Genomic DNA, 2,498 nt, shown 5'->3' with positions numbered 1-2,498 from the left:
TGTGCGCCCGTAAAGGTTGCATCGTAAATATCTCTTTGGCAGGAGATTAGGAACGTGTTCTTTGAAAAATAACCTATCATCAGCCGACTTATCTGTTTCGGGAAAACTTAACCGAGCAGGGAGTGTAGCATGTCGGAAAAGTCATAAGTCAGTTAGTTACCAAACTGCGACTGAATGGCGAGATGAAAAGATAGATATGAGGATAAAGTCCGAATTGATTGAACGATAGTCTGAGTGGTCCCCCTTGAGGCTATGGCGTAAGGTAACTATCAACCGCCATATCGTGATACTACTTCAGTGAATAGGTATGAATGTAGCAAGAACTTATCACGACACAACCGCAGTAAGCGAGTAAAGGACGGAAGTCGTATCCGACAATCTATCATGCCAACAGTTACGATGTGATAAACGGGGATTACCTATCCCGAAGTGCCGAAAGGCTATTAGGTTCGACCTATGAAAATTCGGAGTGGTAACGGAGCTTCCATAGTAGTTTGAGCAAGGTAACGCCTTGTACATGGCGAAGGGAAGCAGCTAATTATTAATACAATTAACGGAAAATGTGAGAGACATTATGAGAAGTCCAGAAAGAGTATTAAACAGTCTATCAGAACACAGTAAGGATGCAAGCTATAAGTTTGAACGTCTTTACAGAATTTTGTTCAATGAGGAAATGTTCTATGTTGCCTATCAGCGTATTTACGCTAAAGAAGGTAACATGACTAAAGGTTCGGACGGTCAGACCATTGACAGCATGAGCCTGAAACGAATTGAAAAGTTAATTGATATGTTAAAAGACGAAACGTATCAACCCCAACCGTCAAAGAGAGTGTACATACCGAAGAAAAACGGTAAGAAAAGACCTCTTGGCGTGCCGACTTTCAATGACAAGTTGATACAGGAAGTGGTAAGAATGGTATTGGAAGCCATATACGAGGGAAGTTTTGAATATACCTCGCATGGGTTTCGTCCCAATCGAAGCTGCCATACTGCATTAACTCATATCCAAAAGGAGTTTAGCGGTGCAAAATGGTTTGTAGAGGGAGATATAAAAGGCTTCTTTGACAATATAAACCATGATGTATTGATAAACATTCTCTCGGAGCGCATTGCGGATGAACGATTCATCCGACTGATACGCAAGTTTTTGAAAGCTGGATATATCGAGGAATGGCAATTCCACAATACTTACAGTGGCACACCGCAAGGGGGTATCATCAGCCCGATATTGGCTAATATATACCTTGACAAGCTGGATAAGTATATAAAGGAATACATAGCCAAATTCGACAAAGGGAAGAAACGAAGATTCAGTAGAGAAAGTATGGACTTTGGCAATGCAAGAAAACGTATTGTGCGAAAATTGAAATCCGTAAAAGATGAAAGGCAAAGGACAAAGCTAATCCTTGAACTGAAAGCAATAGAAAAAGGACGGGCTAAATATCCCAACGGCGAAGAAATGGACGCCGATTACAGAAGAATGAAATATGCAAGATATGCAGATGATTTTCTTGTGGGAATTATCGGAAGCAAGCAAGATGCACAACAGATAAAGGAAGATATTAAAAACTTCCTTGCTGATAAACTGGCATTGGAGCTGTCCGATGAAAAGACACTTGTCACTCACACGGAAAGACCAGCCAAATTTCTCGGATATGAAATCAATGTAAGAAAGTCCAACGACCAAAAAAGGGATAAACGGGGTAGATTAAGAAGAACCTATGGTAAAAGGGTCTGCTTAAATGTCAGTATGGAAATTGTCCGTAAAAAACTTTTCAATTTGGGAGTCTTAGAACTGACAAACCGTAACGGAAAGGAAATATGGAAACCGAAATGCAAATCGGGACTGATATTCAATGACGACCTTGAAATCCTTGATAGTTATAATCGAGAAATCGTGGGTTTCTATAACTATTACTCCATAGCCAACAACTGCGCCCATGCCTTGAATAATTTCAAGTACATCATGGAATACAGCATGTACAAAACGTTTGCAGGCAAATATAAATGCCGTACACGTGAGGTAAACAAAAAATATCGTAAGAACGGTAGGTTTATCATAAAACACATGACTAAAACAGGTGTAAAGGAAAGATTCTTTTACGATGGTGGCTTCAAACGAAAGAAACCCACCTATAAATCGGAATGTGACACTATGCCACGAACAATTTATACTGCGGGACGGACAAGTCTTGTTGAAAGGCTGAAAGCCCGTGAGTGTGAACTATGTGGAACGACAGACGACCTTGTTATGCACCATGTAAGGAAGCTAAAGAACTTGCAGGGAAAGGAAAGCTGGGAACGACACATGATTGCCCGCAAACGCAAGACGATTGCAGTGTGCAGGAGTTGTCATAAGAAGATACATGACGGAAAGATAGACTGAAATTAGTGGAGAGCCGGATACGCTGAGAGGTGTAAGTCCGGTTCGGAGGCGAGCATTTGGAAACCTGCCATAGAAATATGACAAGGCGCCGGGTGCTTAGCCTACACAAGAC

The 2,498-nt window shown here is 41.2% G+C and carries 1 protein-coding gene; it reads left to right on the top strand.

Translation table 11 applies throughout. The annotated features are described in order from the left end of the window. Window positions 1–574 precede the first annotated feature (574 nt). Complete coding sequence (locus tag WKT20_RS17875) at window positions 575–2,386, top strand: reverse transcriptase/maturase family protein (protein WP_007897445.1); 1,812 nt, start codon at window positions 575–577, stop codon at window positions 2,384–2,386. Window positions 2,387–2,498: the final 112 nt, after the last annotated feature.

This window comes from Phocaeicola sp. ICN-14070, assembly GCF_037892625.1.
GTDB classification, from domain to species: Bacteria; Bacteroidota; Bacteroidia; order Bacteroidales; family Bacteroidaceae; genus Phocaeicola; species Phocaeicola plebeius.
The sequence above is the reverse complement of the archived record's forward strand: the minus strand, read 5'-3'. Positions and strand labels throughout refer to the sequence as shown.